Origin of the sequence: Shouchella oshimensis (assembly GCF_002019765.1) — a bacterium.
In the GTDB taxonomy this organism is placed as follows: Bacteria; Bacillota; Bacilli; order Bacillales; family Bacillaceae_D; genus Shouchella; species Shouchella oshimensis.
Genome location: NZ_KV917380.1, coordinates 3,517,840 through 3,535,325 on the forward strand (window position 1 = coordinate 3,517,840; position 17,486 = coordinate 3,535,325).

Consider the following 17,486-nt stretch of genomic DNA (forward strand, 5'->3'; position numbering starts at 1 on the left):
TGTTCATTTCTTTGGGGGCCACTGCGCTGCAGCCCCCAAAACGTTTAGCGAATAATGGTTAACAGTTGTTCCCCTTCAAAGATAAGACCAGATTCGTTCATAGGAAGGACATCTAGATAATCTGGTGTATTCGTTACAATGATCATCGTTACCGTTTGAAATCCAGCTTCCTTGATGGCCTCACGATCAAACGTTATGAGCAGTTCCCCAACCTCAATCCGATCCCCTACTTGTACGAATGCTTTGAAGTGCTCTCCTTTGAGGGACACGGTATCAATTCCTATGTGAATGAGAATTTCTTCGCCTTCGTCTCCTTTAATCCCAATCGCATGTTGAGAGTCAGGAAGAACCATGACCTCTCCAGATATAGGAGCAAAAATCCGGTTTTCTGTCGGCTCAATCGCGACGCCTTTTCCCATAATTTCCTGGGCAAACGTAGGATCAGATAAGTCTTTTAAAGGTACTAATTCTCCTTTTAATGGGGAGTTGATTGCTTTTTCTTTACCTGAAGCAACGATTTCCTTTTTATTTTCAACTACTGGCGTTGAATCGTTTTCTTCTGGTATGTCTTTAAAACCTAAGACCAATACGAGCACAAACGGAATGACAAGCGAAAGAACAAACAGAAGAACCGCTACGACAATCGCGCCAACCGCTCCACTAGGATCTGCAAAAACAGGAATCGAAAATACACCTACTAAACCACCAAGAGCAAAGGCTTTAAAACCATACCATCCTGCAAAGGCACCAAGTACACCACTTGAAAGCATGGCATAAATAAACGGTTTCTTTAACTTCATGTTCACTCCATACATGGCTGGTTCCGTAATACCGATCATCGCTGAAATACCTGAAGAGGCAGCTAATTGTTTTAACGCTTTATTTCTCGATCGAACTGCAACACCAAAAGCTGCCCCTGATTGAGCTAAATTGCTAATGAACATCATAGGTTGCAAAAATGTATCGGTTCCGCTGGAGTTAATGTTCTGAATCGCAATTGGAACAAACGCATAATGCATCCCCGTCATGATAACGAGCGGCATAAGACCACCTAGTAGCAACCCTGCGACAGGACCTGCGACATCAAAAAGCCAAACAAAAACAGTTGAAAGTCCTTCCCCTAAATTCGATCCAAGTGGACCAATAATCCATAACGTTATAGGCAAAACAATTAAGAATGTAAGTAAAGGCGAGAACATTAATGAAATAACAGACGGTACTACTTTTTTAACGCCGTTATAAACATATTTTAAAAGTAGAACAGATAAGATAATGGGAATAACACTCGATGCATAACTTAAGACAGGGATGGAAATGAATGAAAGATTAAACAACGTAAAACTTGTTTGATCCGTCAGTCCATTAGCAGCATCAATAAATGTTGGATACATCATCGTCCCAGCTACAATTAAAGCAAGATACTCATTTGTCTTTACTTTACGAGCTGTAGAAACAGCTAGGAAAAACGGCAGGAAATAAAAGACACTATCGCCAATCGCATTTAAAACCGCATACGTATCACCTGTATTTGTCATCCAGCCAACGGTTACAAATAAAGCCAGAAACCCTTTAAGTAAACCGGCGCCTGCTAAAGCCGGAAGAATAGGAGTGAACACACCAGAGATAAAGTCCATAACAGACGAGATGACGCCTGACTTTTCACTCTTTTGGTCGTTTTTTCCCCCACCTTCATTTTCTACTAGTGGTTCTAACTCTGCGTAAACATCAGCCACTTTGTTTCCAATAATGACTTGAAACTGATCGCCTGAAAATTGAGCGCCTAATACGCCATCTATTTGTTTAATGGCTTCAATGTCAACGTTGTCTTTGTTTGTTAAATTAAAGCGTAAACGGGTAACGCAATGCCATGCTTGATAAACGTTTCCTGCTCCGCCTACATGACTAAGGACTTTTTCTGCTAGTTCCTTATGCTTTGTCATTGTTTTCCTCCTATTTTGAGCATAAAAAATACCCAAACAGTCGACGTATGCCGTACCGTTTGGGTAATGCCTGATCAAATCAGTAACAATCCTCTATGACTCTTCATTATTCAATTAACGTTTGGTCACACGCCAAACATGTAAAGTAAGATATAGCCTTTCATTGGATGAAAGTGTCCAACCGTATTTTGTTTCCAGTAGTTTTGCTATCTTTTCAACCGCCTGATACGCTTTTTCATACTTCGTTTTCACTAGCTCAAGAAGGGTTTTATCCACTTCCTCTTGTTCAAGTGCGTCTTGCTTCATTTGTCGTATTAAAAAATAGCGTAGATGAGTAACAAACCTTGTATAGTTCAAAGAATCCTCGTCTAATTTAATCTGAAAATGGTATTGAACAAGTTCAATCACACGATTAATCAACTCTGTCATCTTTAATGTTTCTTCCATTTTCGTTTTGTTTTCTTGCTGACCATTCACAAAATGATAGGTTAGAAACGTCTCTTCGCTTTTCGGTAACAGCACATCAAGCTTGTCAAATACTTGACGAATGGCTTCCTTCGCTGCTTCATATTCCTTAGGATAGAGATTTTTCACTTCCCAGCGGCTCGCTTCAGCATAATCAATTCGTTCATTTGAGCGTTTGATTGCAAAACTTAAATGATCGGCAAGGGTTAAATAAATAGAGTTCGTAAATGTAACCTTTAAACTGGATTCAGCATTTTTAATAATTTCTACTGATACGTCGAGGACTTTAGGATCAATTTCATTCAACACTTGCATAATAGGCTTTCGAGTAGAAGATTGTTCCGCAACAAATTTACGACGAATGTCCTCCTCAGGAATGAGGTCGCCCTTGCTTTTCTGAAAACCGACGCCTGTTCCCATGATAATCCACTCTAACTCAGAATCATCTTTCACCAATGCAACATTGTTATTGAATGCTTTTATGAATTTCATACTACGTCCTCCACCTATCCAAAAACAACAAAAATCCCATCTTAAGAAACACAAAAAATGCTTGCGTGCTCTTAACATAGGTAATGCCTGATCGAATCAGTAACAATCCCGTATTGTATTATGATTACACCATACTGCTTTTTGTAACCGATGTCAACTAGTATTCGTTACAACCTTTAATAGAAAACCTTTCCATCTTTATGCTAAAGTGAAAGAAAAGGAGGTCTTGGAGAAGATGACTATTAACCTCATTATGCTACTTATCCCGCTCGTATCCTTACTGCTCACGCTTATTTTCCTTATTGTTCTCATCCCAAAAATCAACACACAGCGAAAGAAACATGCAGAGACGATTAAACAGAATCAATCGGAGCAAGCACAATTTCGTCAAGATCTAACCGCCATAAAAGAGACCCAAGAGCACATTTTAGAAGAACTTTCACACCTTCGAAAAGAAAAGCACTCCAACCATACCAATTAAAAAAACCTGTCCAATCGACAGGTTTCCTCTTCTTTACAGTTCTTTTAAAATGCCTTTAACAAGCGACGTAAACGCTTGGTTCGCTTTACCCGCAACCACGATCACATCGTCATGACTTAGCGGCTCATCTAAAATTCCGCAAGCCATATTCGTTAAACAGGAAATCCCTAACACTTCCATACCTGCGTGTGTAGCAACTGTTGCCTCAGGAACAGTTGACATGCCTACAGCGTCTCCTCCTAGAGTGCGAATCATACGAATTTCTGCTGGTGTTTCGTATGCTGGTCCGCTCCACCAACTATACACGCCTTCATTTACTTTTGTGCCTTGTTCTTCAGCAACTTTTTTCGCGATGCTGCGAAGGCGACTGCTATATACTTCTGATAAGTCCGGAAAACGTGGCCCAAGTTCGTTCTCATTTTCACCAATTAGCGGATTTGAACCTACCAGATTAATGTGATCGTTAATCAACATAAGTTCACCTGGATTAAAGGATGTGTTAACAGCACCACACGCATTCGTAATGATAACCGTTTGTATCCCTAATGCTTTCATTACACGAACAGGGAAAGTCACTTGACCAAGAGTGTAGCCCTCATAATAATGATAGCGCCCTTTCATTGCCGCCACCGTCTTGCCATTTAATTCACCAACTACAAGCTTATTAGCGTGGCCAATGGCTGCTGATTTTGAGAAATGTGGAATATCTTCATATGGGATTTCTACCGCATTTGTTAAATCATCTGCTAGATTACCGAGCCCAGACCCTAGAATAATGCCTACTTCTGGAACCGTACTTGTTTTTGATTGAATATAGCTTGTTGCTTCTTTTATTTGTTCAATTAGATTCATGTTTCTTCCTCCTAAATAGAAATATGAGTTGCGACTAATCGCAGTGGTTCACTTGATTGCTTGGCAAAACTTACTGCGGCAGCTCCTTGCATCATCGAGTGGATCACTGATGCCCGTCTCAGTGCCTCTGCTTCATGAAGACCACCATCCATCAATTTTTCGGCAATGAGGCGTTCCCAATCTTCAAATGCCTCTTTACAAGCTAACCGTATCGCTTCACTTGATGAAGCGTTTTCAAGGGTTAGAGCAATCATCGGCACACCGCGAAAATATGTACCTTCATCAAATTGATTCGCACTATCCTCAATAAGCTTTGCAATAGCGATATTGGCTGTTTTTTCTTTTGCTAATTGCATCGTTAAATACGAGTGTACTTGCTCCTGCGTCCATTGAATGGCTGCTACTGCTAACGCTTCTTTCCCGCCTGGGAAATGATGATAAATAGATCCTTTTGGACTACCGCTCACCTGAATGACTTCGTTTAATCCAGTACCATGATACCCTTGCTTCTGCAAAAGTATTGCCATTGTTTCAATCATATTTTCTTTTGTCGATTTAGACACCTTATCCAATCCCTTATTGTTCTGTCAGCTAACAAAATTATAATATAATCATAATCACTGCGCCATTTAAGAGGTTTGCACAAGTGGCTGCAAACAACGCTTTTCCAAACATACCTTGAAATTCTTTTTTTCGATCTGGAACCATGCGAGAAAGCATACCAATTAAACTGCCAGCGGCGCCAAAGTTCGCAAATCCACTTAAGGCAAACGTTAGAATCGCAATGGATTTAGGTGAGAATGCATCCATTGATGAATAGAAACTGCTAAATGCAACAAATTCATTCACTAACAACTTCTGAGCAATTAAATTCCCCGCTTGTACCGCTTCCCCCCATGGAATGCCGATAAGGAATGCAATCGGAGCGAATACAAACCCAAGCATCATTTCTAGCGTTATATTTTCCAGACCAACAAGTCCTCCTAAACCACCGATAAACCCATTCAATAATGCAATTAAGCTAATAAACGCAATGAGCATTAATCCAACATTTATCGCGTATTGAAGGCCTTCTCTTGAGCTTTCTTGAATCACATCAAGAAGATTCGTATCTTTGTTCCGTTCATCTACACTTTCCGCAATATCAGAAAAGCGTTCTTGTGTCACTTCTGTTTCTGGAACCATCAGTTTAGCAAGCATAATGCCTGTTGGTGCTGACATGACCGCAGCTGTCAATAGATAGTTTAGCGGAATCCCCATTGTACTTAAACCAATCATCACGGCACCCGACACAGAAGATAAACAGCCAACCATTAACGAAAATACTTGTGAGCGTGTCATCGTATGTAGATAGGGTTTGATGGTTAACGGCGTTTGCGTATTACCTAAAAACATATTTGCTGCTGCTGCAACGGATTCTGTATAGGATGTACGCATGAGCTTCGCAATACCGCCACCAAGAATTCGGACGACCCATTGCATGACACCAATATGATAAAGCAAACTAATAAGAACTGTTAAGAAAATGATCATGCCAAGAACCGTTACCGCAAATATGGCAAACTCTCCCCCTTGTGCCAGTGGACCAAACACAAATGCCAAGCCTTCGTTTCCATAACCGATAACCGTTATAATCCAATCCGATAAAACAAGTAATGCCTCACGACCAAAATCCCAGCGGAGAACAGCAAAACCTAATAAAATCTGAAGAGCAAAACCAATCCCGACTGTGTAAAAATTAATTTTCCCTTTGTTTTCTGATAGCAAGTAAAGTATACCGATAATCGTAAAACAGCCAGCCAATCCCCATAATACTTCGACCATGTTTTCCTCCCACACCTATATTCATTAGACCAGTCTACATAATTATCATAAATCATGTATAAGGAAAAAAACAGTACTTATCAGAATTTTTCTTTAAGAGATTGTCTAAATGATTACATTCACCGGCTCCATTCGGCAACCCTACAGCTCCATTCACGAATAACCGTTAGCTTGAATTCATCCGTAGCAAGGCTTCTGACATTCTTGAGTACCATTCACACCAATTATTCTCCTTCCAACAGAATTCTGCCTCTTTTCACCAGTATTTGAATGCGGTAAAAGCATGCCAACAGTATGATGAAGGAGACAAATTAAACAGGAGTGATCGTAGATGGAAACCTTTCAAAATCTTTTAATTACCTTAATTGAGGCAGATACATGGATACAATATCTAAGTGTATTTGTCATTTCGATTGTCCCTTTTTTCGAATCCTATGTGGCCGTACCGATTGGCATTCTTTTTGGCTTTCCGAGTATTCCCGTCATCCTTATTGCAGCTATTGCCAACTGGCTCTCTGTTATGGTCTTCATTTGGTTAATCGCGAAGTTCCGCAAATCCAATGGAAAGAAATCAACTAAACGCTATGCACGAGCACAAGGCATCTTCAATAAATATGGAGTCGCCGGTCTGTCCTTTGCTGGTCCAATCATTTGTTACCACGTTTGCGCTGCCATCTCGATTGCGTCAGGAGCTGAAAAATCGTATGTCAGCCTATGGCAAGGAATTGCCATTGGAACATGGTCCATTGCTTTAGGCATTGCGTTCCATTATGGTATAAACCTTCTTGAATATATACCGAATCTGAATCCATTCTCTTAAAATGAAAGGATTTGTTCGTCTTGAAAGCATCGGTTAAACTTTTTTTAGTCCTACTTATGTTTCTTTTCGCTGTGTTGCCCTTTTTAGTGATTTATGATCCATTATCGAAAGCCGTACCATTTCTGCCAAACTACGAATCCCCTTCTTGGTTCGTTCCGGCTGGCTTCGTTAGCATTCTAGGAATTGTCATTCTTGCAATCATGTTGGGAAATGGAGATAAGCACGAACCATTTTGATTTTTTCTCCCTACCGTATACACTAAGAACAAGATGACAAAGGAGCCTTAATCAACCATGGCATTTTCTTTTAATAATTTAACAAAAATTGAAGGCAACATCGTAAAGGTTCCCCCTTTGACGCTCAGTGCTGAAAAAGGGGATATCCTTGCTATTCAAAGCGAGAATGAATACATTCAGCGGCTATTTGAATTGTTTCATCATCCAAATCAACTGAAGAGCGGGACCATTTCATTTCCAGAAAACAGCGTATATTTTTTTCAGCGTGATGATGGGTTATATCGACGGTTAACCGTTAGCGAAACGGTGGCCTTTTGGTGCAGATTGTATCAACAAGATATGGACGTAAACACGATTTTAACGATGTGTGAACTGCAAACATGCGCATACAAAAAAACCAAGTTCTTAACCCATTCTGAAAGATGCCGTTTACAACTTGCTTCTGCTCTTATACAACAAGCCGAAGTGTATCTATTTGAAGATCCTTCCCTTATGCTCGACCTACAATCAAAGCAAGTATTGCATACCTTACTCACCCATTTAGCTGAAAACGGTGGCACTATTCTTATCTTCACAACGACGCTAGAGGATGCCATCCGATTAGGGAATAAAGTATACCGGTACAACGAACGGGGGTTGCATGAATTGGAGCAAGATGACGAGGAACCAGGAACAATAGAGGAAAAATCTTCTCCAGATAGCACGGATATGCAAGTCCAATTAAATAAAGTAAGTGCCAAGATTGATGACAAGATTATGCTTTTTAACCCGATGGAAATCGACTATATCGAAGCACGAGATGGGCAAACGTATTTATTTGTTAACCACGAAGAGTTCTCCTCTTCTACCACCATTAAAGCATTAGAGGAACGCTTACAACCGTTAGGTTTTTTCAGATGCCATCGCTCGTATTTAGTCAACCTTCAACGAGTTAGGGAAATTATTGTGTGGAGTAAAAATAGTTATAGTCTTAGTCTTGATAATACGTCGAAGAGTACCATCCCCTTATCAAAAGGGAATTATAGTAAGTTGAAAGAGTTGATTCAGCTATGAAAAGACTCACAAAAGAACAGAAAAAAGCGTTATTCTATAAAGATCTATTGGATTTACGTTGGAATGGGCAAGTTCTCTTTAACGTAATCATTTGCCTTCTCGTCACGATTATTTTTCTCTGGTATCCGCGACAAGATCTTCCAATTTCCTTTGTTATCGGGTTTACCTTCGCTATGGTAACGATGTTTACGCAGGGAAATCTTGTTGTTGAAGAAAGAGAACAAGGGACGCTAAGACGCTTACAACAAGTTGGTTTTTCCATTAAGGATGTCCTTATTATAAAAATGTTTGTATCGTTTCTCGTTACATCCGTTCTTGTTATTCTCTTTTTACTCTTCTATCGATTTGATCCAACGATTAGCTTTAACTTACTTGTTCTTAGCTTTCCCGTTATTATCATCATGCTACTTGCAGGAACGTTTGTAGGCTTACAAGCAAAAAATACCATTGAGGTGAGCTTATATGGTACTCCTATTGCCTTATTCTACTTGTTTCTCGAAGGCTTGCTCATGAATCATCAGTTAGGTTACATGCAGTGGATCGCGTTGTTCCCCAATTATCACTTGTATTATGGCGTAACGAGCGACTCCTTACTGCCTTATTTACTTACCCCTTATCTTTGGATGATCATTGTCGTAATCGTGTTCACCTGGTGGTTTATGAACAAAATGAGAACAAATGATTTATAACAAGCTGTCTGATTCTTATAGACAGCTTTTTTTTATTGGCAACAAAACGTTCACAAAGTAATCGGTATCATTATCGGCTGGACTCTTTTTTCATTGCCTAAACTGACTAATTGTCATAAAATCAATTTTTAGGTTTAAGAAAGAATGGTCAGTATACGTTCTTAATTGTCATTTATAATAAATCAAATTGTTAAGGAGAGGTCGTATGGCTTGGGTGTATTTAGTCATCGGAGGGTTACTGGAAGTAGGTTGGGCACTCGGTCTTGATTACTCAGACGGATTCACAAAAATAGAATTTGTCATTCCAACCGTTATCTTGTTTAGTTTAAGCTTTTATTGCTTTGCGAAAACGTTAAAGACCGTACCCGTGTCCACCGCATATGCCGTGTTTACCGGACTTGGAGCGTTTGGAACGGCAATTATTGGTATGGCGATATTAGGCGATCCTGTTAGCTTACCGAAAGTTATTATTGTCGTTCTTCTCATTACATGCATTATTGGACTTAAATTAGTAAAAGACGAACCGCCGGATACTCGTACTGGAGGCGAAATCTAATGTATTGGATGTTTTTAGTCTTGGCTGGTTGCTTTGAGGTATGTGGGGTCATTAATCTTAAATTAACAGAGGGTTTTACCAAATTAAAGCCTACTCTTTTTTTCTTTCTGTTCATGGGCCTTAGCCTTTTATTTCTTTCCCTCTCTTTAGTCGAAGTTCCCATCAGCATTGGCTATGGGATTTGGACAGGAATAGGCGCATCTGGAAGTGTCCTATTAGGTATGTTTCTGTTTAACGAACCAAAGAACTGGAAGAAACTTGCGTTAGTAGGTGGAATCATTGCGTGTATCATTAGTTTAAAGATTGTATCCTAGATTGATTTTCATAAAGAGAAAAGCTACTAGGAGTTAAATCCTAGTAGCAAGGGATTCATTCTATTATTGTTGAACCGTCACTTCCTGTTCAATTCCTCGTGCATACAGTTCAAACATCTGTAGCGTTTCAGTCTTAGATGGCGGATGAAACGAAATCATTTGATTGACAAGTAACAAATAAGAGATTTCTTTCGACGTTAGATATTGTAGGCCTCCAAGCATTTTGGCAGATTGTGTTGAAAGTCGCTCCAACGTTTTGTCGATTGCATGGCGAGCAAAAAGGGTTTCCTGAAGAATAGACTGCTCATACTGCTTACTCTCAAACTTAAAGGCAATCCCTTCTAACGAAGTCATCGCGCCTTCCAGCTCAGCCATTAACTCAAACAATCGATCCAAAGGCACACGATTCGCCTTATTTACTTTCTCAACAAGGGTTGATGTAACGCCTATATATGTAGCAATCATAAAAAGTTCGAACCAGAGTAACCCGTTTGTAATAGTCGAATCTACACTTTCAGGTGGCCCAGCACGATAAATACACGCGTTAGGGACAAACACATCTTTTAATACTACCTCTTCCGTGTGCGTACCTTTCAAGATCCAATGCTCCCAAAAGTCATTCACATGAATACCCTCTGTGTTTGAAGGTATGGTAATAACCGCCAAATCTCCGTTAGGAAGACCAACACTGGCAGTTAAGAGATCCATTGTCTTCGAATTGGTACATGGTTTTTTTGTTCCATTTACAATGATGCCACCTTCTACTCCCTTCGCTTGAACAGTTGGTGAAAAAAGGGTGTTCTCTACCCCTTCTGCAAAAGCAGAGGCTAATAAGAGATTGTTTTCGGCAATTTGTTTAAGGACTTCTTGTAAATTAGGTTGTATGGTTGCAGCTTCAATTAGAGACGCAACTGAGAATTGGTGCATCATTAAAGAAACAGCAAGAGAAGGAGACTTACTCGCAATCCAACGTTGGATATAGATGGCATCAAGAGCCGTCGCTCCTTTGCCACCATATTCCTTAGGAATCATTAATGCGGTCATTCCTGATTCTTTCGCTTGTTGAAGAAGTTCGTCTGTATGTTTTTCACGATCCCATAAAGAATCTTTTCCGAACTCTTCATCAATCGTTGGAAAATACTGACGAAACACTTGTCGTTCCTTTTCTAAAAACAATGACATTCCAATTCCTCCTCATTTTTAAGAACGTTGTTTCCCATTAGAAATCAATCCTGTAAGCAAAATGACAGAATAAGCCAATAATAACCACGATGCAAAAAACTGATCCATTCCCGGATCCAAATTCACAAAAAACTCTGCGAAATAAATTAACACAATAACATCGAACACCATTCCCGGTAGTGCAATAAAAACCGCAGCTTTCAATTGATTAAAAGCGTTCAGCTTTTTATACCGATAAAGGGGTAGCGTAATAACAAGTATTAGCGGAACAACAATGACATACGCTGCCACTAGAAAAAAGGTATTATCCGGGGTGAAGAAGAACTGCCCTAAAAATCGAAAGATAGCCGTTGCCCCTAACCACACTAAGAAACCCCAAAATAGAAAGAACAAGCATGATCACCTCCTGTATACGATTTTAGTCTTACTCCGATGCTTGATTCTCTTCCATCTGCTTTAAAAGGAGGGTTTCAAGACCTTTAAACACTTTTCCTGCGTCAAAATCTTCAATCATCATAGACTGAATGGCTAAACCATCTATTAAAGCGTTCATTAACACACTCCAGGTCTCTGCTGATACACCATAAAGCCTTTCCCCTACCACAGCTTCAATTTGTTTTTGTAACACTTGATTTTCATAGGTTAGTAGTTCACTGATTTGTTCTCGTATTTTATCGTTGTGCAAACTAGCAGTGACCAATGATGAAAATAAAGAGTGGTAGGACGAATCGCTTGAATTTCTTTCAGTTGCAGATTTTAAACCGGTTTGAATCCATTCTTTCGCTTGTTGATTCGAATTTTTTTTCATTTTTTCTAATCGATTCCATGACGTTTGACACATATCACTTACGACTTCAACCATTAGCTGGTCTTTCGTTTTGAAATGATAGTAAACAGTGCCTTGCGTTACTCCTGCTCCTTGTGCAACTGCTTTAAGGGTTAATTTATTGACACCATTTTCAACAATACACGTTTTCGCAGATTCAATTAAATCTTGTTTCGTAATCACATTTGGTTCGGCCATGCTTAGCCCCCTCATTATAAGTTAGTTATATAACTAAAAGCTTATAATGATCGATAGCAAGTGTCAATCCTACCTAACTAAACACATAGCCTTCAATGGTTTACTTTGTCTCCACTTGCCGTTCACTTGTTTCCATTTCTTTTAAGTTGTAAGAAGCGAGTTCATTGGCAACCTCTCGCGGTGTTTTTTCGCCTTTTAAACTCTCTGTTAAAATCGTTTTCACCGTTCCTCTAATTCGCTGAGCAGTTGCTTGGAAAACACCCTGATAGTCTGCTTGCCCTGTTATTAATAAACCAAAACCTGTCGCTGATCCGGCGTTTACAACGAAATCAGGAAGAATTACTTTACGTTTTTCCAACAAGATCTGCTCTGCTTCATTCGTTGTTGGAAAGTTCGCAGCTTCCACAATGAGGCTTGCCGTTATCTTATCGGCATTGTCTTTGTGTATAGCATGTGAAATCGATGCTGGTATAAATATATCTATAGGTAGTGCAACGATTTCGCTAGATGGCACGATTTTAACATTTTTGAATAGCTCTGGCTGTATGATTCCACCGTGCTCTTTTAAGACTTGAAGTTCTGGAAGAGAAAAACCTGTTTGTCTATACATACAACGATGGGCATCGCTAACCGTTGTTATCGTTGACCCTTTCTCTAATAAAAGCATCGCAATTCCACTGCCTACCGTTCCAAAGCCTTGAAGACCAACCTGAGCTTGTTCAAGATCCAGATTTATCAAGTGGGCAGCCTCTTCCATTGCCTCCATTAGACCAAAACCAGCAAGGTAATCCATAAACGTCTCACTTAATAAATCGTCAATATTTTTCCCTTCAGGCATCTGGATCTGAAACCCTTGTTGTTGTCTTATTTGAACGACTAGTTCAATGGGATTAAAAGAAATGGATTCATAGATAGACTTGACGTTTTGACTTGATATTCCCATATCTTCACCGATTAAAAGCTTTGTTTTTAATAAAGACTCTGCCATGCGACCGAATGCTCTTAACTTCTCTTCTTTATCAGCACCTCCCGGATCACCGACTATTCCAACCTTTGCCCCGCCGAGCGGTATACCCATAACACTGTTTTTCTTTGTCATCAAATGAGCAAGAGTGCGAATATCCTCCATCGTTACGGTTGGACTCATTCGTATACCTCCAGCAGCTAATCCACCCATCAATTGATCGATTACAATAAAAACTCTAGTGTTTGTTTCTTTATCGTACCATTCAACTTCGTAATACGGATTCATTGGTTTCCTCCTTTTGCGCGACTTCAAAACTAAAAGCAAACGCACGATCTGTTGCATCTAATTCAGCCATCATCGCGTTATCTTGTTGTAATCCAACAATACCAACTTCACTAAGAGTGCGCTTCGCTAAAAAATTGCGATAGCATAGCCTTCCGTTTTCACTCATTGTCCGCTTCACATCCTCAAGAATGAAACGAAACTCTTCTAATGGAATCCATCCAGAAATATCAGAAAGAGAGTACTTATCAATTGCTCGCTCAGGTAAGGATGCTAAGTAAGGATCAATTCGATCAGTGACGATCTCGACGCGATGAAGATTCCGTTTGATGATGTCATAATTCTCTTTTAGCAGATAAACAGGAAGACCCTTGTCATTTATATAGTGTCCACAAAACAAAAAGGTAAGGAAATGATTCTCTTGGACCAAATGGTGTTTAAATGTATGCTCAAACCTCGACAATAAATAATCACCTATGGAGAAATCCTTCTTGACTTGATTAAAGTAACTTGGATCCCCTAAAAATTTCTCGAAGAATACTCTTTGACTCAACAGCTTAACTGCTCGTTTCCATAAAAAATTGTTCCAGTTTTTATCGAAATAGTCTCTTTGTTGTTCAATGGTCTCGCACGCCAATAATTCTTTGAATTGTTTTCGTCTAAAACGAAACAGGAATGAACCCATATACTTTTTGTAGAACATCTCATGTTTACCTAAATAAATAAATCCTTTTTCAATCTTTTCAATGTGCCTTAACCAAAATGTTTGCGCCTGTTCGGATAAATCTTCTTTTACTTGTTGAAACATCTCTCGGCGATTTTCACTTTCCGTTATACCAAAAAACGCTAAACAATCCTCTCTTTCGAAATGCTTAATCGCTGCCATTTTTAATTCAAGTAAAAAGTTCTGGTAAGGGTTGGCATCAATTGAAATCAGTTTACTTGGCTCCTTTATGAGAAGCGCTAAACTCCGACAACCGCTACCTGTAACAGATAAAACAACATCCTCATTCTGGATATCAAGAGCCCTTATCTCTGAATCAGAATCCTCGTCACTCGTTGTGTATAAAAGCCAATCATTTTGATAAATGCTTTCTTTGAGCTTATCTTCTACCGACGGTACTTGAGTTCGCTGAATGGTATCGACTCCACTCATTTGCCTGCCTCCTTTATCGTACTAGATGAATAAGCATTCGCTTCCTGACGTAACACTATTTCTGCCCGAATGTTTAAGATATCTTCATCGGTTACTTTTTTACCAAAGCTTTGCAGGTCTGCAAGTCTAAATTGATGCTTTTCTGCTAACCGCTGAATGTAATACACATCTTCCATTCGAATTCGTCCACCTATCCCATAGCTTTTATTCGCTTGGTCGAGTGAAAGCAACATCGTCTCCGATAAACAAGCTAAATTCTGACCTGCATCATAGCCTAAGTTTTGTCCAAATCGAATAGGGTCAGCATACTGAACAAGTCCCCCTTCAATAATCAGAACATCCTTCCGCTCTTTTTGCACATCCCTTCCAACATTTGGAGGCTGAGACACGTCGCATATGACGGCTCCTGCCTTAATTAAGTGAACAGGAACAAACTCACTCATTGAACTCGTTGCTGTGAGAATGATATCCATATCAGCTAATTCTTCTTCCAAATACACACTATACCTAATGGGAATGGGTTCATTTAATGCTTCAAAGATCCGTTCGATTGGATCGATCACATTTGGAAGAGACGATTTCGTAATGGTCGGACTTTCAAGCCATGTATCCAAGATTGATAACTCTTCTTCAAATTGGTCCGTCCACCGTGCCATATGGAGAACATCTAACAACCGCTTACGAATTCCTGTATTTTCTTTACATTCCGTTAAACAATCGAGGTAAATCCCATTAGCCAATTTCTTCAGGCGGTTATAGTTAGCAACAGGATTGTTGCCATTTTTTCCAATTAACGTTAACTTGGAGGTTTTCCTCGCTAAAAGATAAGAACCAATTCTTCCAATGGCACCATTCGCTCCGATTACACCGATTGTGGAGTCGGCAATGGTATGTTCTAATAAATGCGCTCCTTTTAGCATCGCTTCTGTTGCATTAATCATTGTGAGTGTGTTCCCAGTAGTTAACGTGACACCCTCATCAAGTAAATCATAGCCTCCTCTTGTAACGATTGAGGTATAGGCACCCAGTCCAATGACATCAGCCCCTAACTCTTTTGCAAGCTGAACGCCATCTTTTATCGTACGTAAGACCTCTTCTTTAGGACGGTCGAGAATTTCCTCCCCACCGTATGTAATGCCGATTAGCCAACCTTCTGCGTAATTGCCATCAGCCCCTTTGATCGCCGGCAATTTGCAGATCACACCTGCACCGGAGAAGTCTGCTTCCCATTTCAAAATGTCCTTTAACTCTTCTTCACTAAACTGTTCAAACGAAGGGGTATTCTTGATCAAATCGTTTGTTGACGGATAGTGACAGAGAAACGCGAACGAACCTACTAAATGACTCGTTTCGTCGATCATTGATGACAAGATCGGAAGGTTTCGGTCTCGGTAATTTCTTACCTCAACTGGTATTCGACAATCCCCTACTGTATAACGATACAATAAGTAAAAATCTTTTTTGTATAATATCTCGCATAAACGATCAAAGGCTTCACAAAAATAATCAATATCGCATCGATCAACGTTTAATGGTGGTTGCATCCTCAATGTTAATGGATCATTTAAAAAAGGAACGATCCTTATATGGTGCACATTTAATAAGTAACCTGAAATCATGTACCCATAGCCACCGAAAGAAATGAGGTTCGCCATTTCAAAAGAATCACTTGCGTCTATTTGCTCAAATTCAATCGCACAAAGAAGACCTCTACCACGAATTCCTTTTATGACACCTGGCCACTTTTCCTTTAATTGGTCAAGCTTTTCACGAAGTTCATTCCCTCGCTCTTTTACATTCTCGAAGAAATCATCTTGGTTTTTTATTGCTTGAATAAAGGACAAACTTACGCTCGAAGTAAAATTATTATTCGCAAATGTTGAGCTATGATTTAAACCGAACCGATCCGTCCAAAGTACTTCTCGACTAATACAAGCTGCGATCGGAACTAACCCCCCACCTAACGCCTTAGATAACAAAACAATGTCCGGCAATAGTTTCTCTTCCGAGGTCACCGCCCAATTCCCTACTCGACCAAGACCAGTTTGAATTTCATCCACAATGACCAATACATCATATGAATGACATAGCGCAATGGCTGTTGATAAGTATTCAGCGTCTGGAATGTTAACGCCACCTTCTCCTTGTATCGGTTCAACTATGAACGCAGCAATTTCGTCTCCACTCGTCTTCAAAACTTCCGACAAGCTTTGAAGATCATTGTAAGGAATTTTAGGATAGGAATCATGATGAATAAAAAACGGCTCTTGATACACTTTTTGCCCAGTAGCGGATAAGGCCCCAAGTGTTTTTCCATGAAAACTTTTGTGACAAGAAAGAATTTTCTCTTTTTTCGAATAAGCTCTTGCTAACTTTATTGCTGCTTCTACCGATTCCGCACCACTTTGTGCAAATGTACAAATATTCAGATCATCAACAAAAAGGTTAGTTAGTTGGATAGCTAATTCTTCTGCAAAAAAAGGGGCTGATGGCTGACACAAACTTGGGTATTGATTTTCTTTAAAAGTCTTAATACTCCGCCATATTTCTTCAGGGTTGTAACCAAGAGGTAGTGCTCCGTATTGTGAGGTATAGTCCACATATTCAGTTTCATTCGCATCATAAAGCCGATTGCGCCTTCCTTTCATATAGGTCTTATCCATATGAAAAATGGTCATAATCTTGGAAATTGAAGGATTGATCGTTTTCACATAAGCTTCCCCTCTCAAATGTTATTTCAAAAAAAAGAATTGACCCACTATTTAAAATATCATAAATATAAAAACCAAAACTGTCAATCAATAGGGGGAAGAAAAAATAATCATTTTAATAAAAAGAATGAAGTATCCATTTTTTAATCACTCTTAAATACTCTTAGAGCGTAACAAAATCGCTATAGTAATGAAATTCCATTAACCAAACTTTAACGTAACCTTTACACTGGCACTACAGTGTAATCGAGCATGATCAAAAATGTCTAGACAATAGCTCTTATCAAATACAAGCTTCAAATGACTGGATATGACCGCTGGTTCACCTTAAAAATACCCAATCATAAAAAACAAGTTCTTCAAAATGATGATTAGTGCTATGACCCACCATTTACAAAAAATGAAAAAACCACTAGCTATTTTCAGTTACCCGAAATTAGCT

General features: G+C 39.4%; 18 protein-coding genes. 7 read left to right on the forward strand and 11 right to left on the reverse strand.

Annotation, left to right across the window (positions count from 1 at the left end; translation table 11 throughout):
- Nucleotides 1–44: 44 nt before the first annotated feature.
- Nucleotides 45–1,940 carry a beta-glucoside-specific PTS transporter subunit IIABC gene (locus BK583_RS17650; RefSeq protein ID WP_055735542.1) on the reverse strand — a complete coding sequence of 632 codons (1,896 nt, stop codon included), beginning with the start codon at nt 1,938–1,940 and terminating at the stop codon, nt 45–47.
- Between the two features lie 114 nt (nt 1,941–2,054).
- On the reverse strand, nt 2,055–2,897 hold the full coding sequence (locus BK583_RS17655) for a PRD domain-containing protein (protein WP_035396276.1): 843 nt from the start codon (nt 2,895–2,897) through the stop codon (nt 2,055–2,057).
- A gap of 235 nt (nt 2,898–3,132) precedes the next feature.
- Here BK583_RS17655 and BK583_RS17660 point away from each other — a divergent pair, with 235 nt between their 5' ends.
- Nucleotides 3,133–3,378 carry a hypothetical protein gene (locus tag BK583_RS17660; RefSeq protein WP_035396274.1) on the forward strand — a complete coding sequence of 82 codons (246 nt, stop codon included), beginning with the start codon at nt 3,133–3,135 and terminating at the stop codon, nt 3,376–3,378.
- Nucleotides 3,379–3,411: 33 nt separating this feature from the next.
- On the opposite strand, the gene BK583_RS17665 is transcribed toward BK583_RS17660, so the two are convergent.
- Genes BK583_RS17665 through BK583_RS17675 form a run of 3 tightly spaced genes read right to left on the reverse strand, consistent with a single transcriptional unit; the run spans nt 3,412 to nt 6,054 of the window.
- The gene (locus BK583_RS17665; protein ID WP_055735541.1) at nt 3,412–4,230 is read right to left on the reverse strand and encodes a purine-nucleoside phosphorylase; all 819 of its coding nucleotides are present in this window, start codon (nt 4,228–4,230) and stop codon (nt 3,412–3,414) included.
- 11 nt (nt 4,231–4,241) lie between these two features.
- Nucleotides 4,242–4,793 carry a TetR/AcrR family transcriptional regulator gene (locus tag BK583_RS17670; protein WP_055735540.1) on the reverse strand — a complete coding sequence of 184 codons (552 nt, stop codon included), beginning with the start codon at nt 4,791–4,793 and terminating at the stop codon, nt 4,242–4,244.
- 37 nt (nt 4,794–4,830) lie between these two features.
- Nucleotides 4,831–6,054, reverse strand: a complete 1,224-nt coding sequence (locus tag BK583_RS17675; protein ID WP_055735539.1) for a NupC/NupG family nucleoside CNT transporter — start codon at nt 6,052–6,054, stop codon at nt 4,831–4,833.
- A gap of 331 nt (nt 6,055–6,385) precedes the next feature.
- Between BK583_RS17675 and BK583_RS17680 the strand changes: the two genes are divergently transcribed.
- From BK583_RS17680 to BK583_RS17705, 6 genes are all read left to right on the forward strand, one after another.
- The gene (locus BK583_RS17680) at nt 6,386–6,874 is read left to right on the forward strand and encodes a hypothetical protein (protein WP_038476812.1); all 489 of its coding nucleotides are present in this window, start codon (nt 6,386–6,388) and stop codon (nt 6,872–6,874) included.
- Between the two features lie 20 nt (nt 6,875–6,894).
- Nucleotides 6,895–7,110: a hypothetical protein gene (locus tag BK583_RS17685; RefSeq protein WP_038476810.1), complete on the forward strand. Its 216-nt coding sequence runs from the start codon at nt 6,895–6,897 to the stop codon at nt 7,108–7,110.
- Between the two features lie 57 nt (nt 7,111–7,167).
- The gene (locus BK583_RS17690) at nt 7,168–8,163 is read left to right on the forward strand and encodes a LytTR family transcriptional regulator DNA-binding domain-containing protein (protein WP_055735538.1); all 996 of its coding nucleotides are present in this window, start codon (nt 7,168–7,170) and stop codon (nt 8,161–8,163) included.
- Complete coding sequence (locus BK583_RS17695) at nt 8,160–8,852, forward strand: ABC transporter permease (RefSeq protein WP_055735537.1); 693 nt, start codon at nt 8,160–8,162, stop codon at nt 8,850–8,852. Before BK583_RS17690 ends, BK583_RS17695 begins: the two co-directional genes overlap by 4 nt.
- Nucleotides 8,853–9,057: 205 nt before the next feature.
- Nucleotides 9,058–9,408 (forward strand): DMT family transporter, encoded by a 351-nt coding sequence (locus BK583_RS17700; RefSeq protein WP_055735536.1) that lies wholly within the window; start codon nt 9,058–9,060, stop codon nt 9,406–9,408.
- Nucleotides 9,408–9,722, forward strand: coding sequence for a DMT family transporter (locus tag BK583_RS17705; protein WP_055735535.1), 315 nt, complete (start codon nt 9,408–9,410; stop codon nt 9,720–9,722). Before BK583_RS17700 ends, BK583_RS17705 begins: the two co-directional genes overlap by 1 nt.
- 63 nt (nt 9,723–9,785) lie before the next feature.
- On the opposite strand, the gene BK583_RS17710 is transcribed toward BK583_RS17705, so the two are convergent.
- The 6 genes from BK583_RS17710 to BK583_RS17735 form a co-directional block, all read right to left on the reverse strand.
- Nucleotides 9,786–10,904, reverse strand: a complete 1,119-nt coding sequence (locus BK583_RS17710) for an acyl-CoA dehydrogenase family protein (RefSeq protein WP_051667279.1) — start codon at nt 10,902–10,904, stop codon at nt 9,786–9,788.
- An 18-nt stretch (nt 10,905–10,922) separates the two neighbouring features.
- Nucleotides 10,923–11,297 carry a DUF5367 domain-containing protein gene (locus BK583_RS17715; protein ID WP_038476800.1) on the reverse strand — a complete coding sequence of 125 codons (375 nt, stop codon included), beginning with the start codon at nt 11,295–11,297 and terminating at the stop codon, nt 10,923–10,925.
- Between the two features lie 31 nt (nt 11,298–11,328).
- The gene (locus tag BK583_RS17720; RefSeq protein WP_038476798.1) at nt 11,329–11,928 is read right to left on the reverse strand and encodes a TetR/AcrR family transcriptional regulator; all 600 of its coding nucleotides are present in this window, start codon (nt 11,926–11,928) and stop codon (nt 11,329–11,331) included.
- A gap of 100 nt (nt 11,929–12,028) precedes the next feature.
- Nucleotides 12,029–13,180, reverse strand: coding sequence for a Glu/Leu/Phe/Val family dehydrogenase (locus tag BK583_RS17725; protein WP_055735534.1), 1,152 nt, complete (start codon nt 13,178–13,180; stop codon nt 12,029–12,031).
- Nucleotides 13,158–14,333: a DUF3419 family protein gene (locus BK583_RS17730; protein ID WP_055735533.1), complete on the reverse strand. Its 1,176-nt coding sequence runs from the start codon at nt 14,331–14,333 to the stop codon at nt 13,158–13,160. The genes BK583_RS17725 and BK583_RS17730 overlap by 23 nt, the downstream gene beginning before the upstream one ends.
- Entirely contained in the window at nt 14,330–17,044 is a 2,715-nt protein-coding gene (locus BK583_RS17735; protein ID WP_055735532.1) for an aminotransferase class III-fold pyridoxal phosphate-dependent enzyme, read from the reverse strand. Before BK583_RS17735 ends, BK583_RS17730 begins: the two co-directional genes overlap by 4 nt.
- Between the last annotated feature and the right edge of the window lie 442 nt (nt 17,045–17,486).